Source organism: Aquimarina algiphila (genome assembly GCF_007489275.1).
GTDB classification, from domain to species: Bacteria; Bacteroidota; Bacteroidia; order Flavobacteriales; family Flavobacteriaceae; genus Aquimarina; species Aquimarina algiphila.
In genome coordinates this window covers 1-669 of sequence record NZ_VLNR01000189.1, presented here as the reverse complement: position 1 = coordinate 669, position 669 = coordinate 1, and the positions used below count along the sequence as shown (strand labels likewise).

At 25.7% G+C, this 669-nt stretch carries 1 protein-coding gene; it reads right to left on the bottom strand.

The window, feature by feature from the left end:
- Positions 1-99 precede the first annotated feature (99 nt).
- On the bottom strand, positions 100-483 hold the full coding sequence (locus FOF46_RS31035; RefSeq protein WP_143919282.1) for a hypothetical protein: 384 nt from the start codon (positions 481-483) through the stop codon (positions 100-102).
- Between the last annotated feature and the right edge of the window lie 186 nt (positions 484-669).

Here is a 669-nt window from a genome sequence, read left to right as displayed (position 1 = left end):
TAGAACCGAAATTAACTCGACTCAATTTACATTGGCACAATTCGAACTGTAAAAAGTGGCACAGTTTGAACTGAAATTACTGGCACTATAGCTCCGAAATCAGTGGCACAAATCAAACCGAATTATCCATATTATTTCTTTCACAAAATATTCACCATCTAAAGCTAAGCGAGATTTAATTTTAAATTCTTCTTTATCAAAAGCAAATTTACAACCATATATATAAATTTTGTAATGATCTTTTTTAATATAAAAAGTAAGTTTTCCAGAATCATCATTATTCTTATTTGGAAAAAAAACAAGAGTGATTTCATCCTCTATACTCTCAAAAAATATCTCAAAATTATTAAAATTAAATTTGTTGAATAATTCTATTAAATAGCTTTTTATATCTTCTTCAATAGTAGAATTTAATAAAAGTTCTTTTAAAGTTTCGTAATTACTTATATTGTTAATTACTTGGGTTAAACCATCTCGATCCATTGTTTCTAAATTTTCCTAATAAATAATGATAATTGATCTAGATAGCGCGGATTTATAATCATAAGTGTTCGAAACCTTTATGTTGAGTTTATTATTTCATTAATTTTATTAGGATCTCCGCCACATTTTAGGATGATATCTTTGATTATTAATACTTCCAGTTCATTTGCAAATTTTAATTTTGGA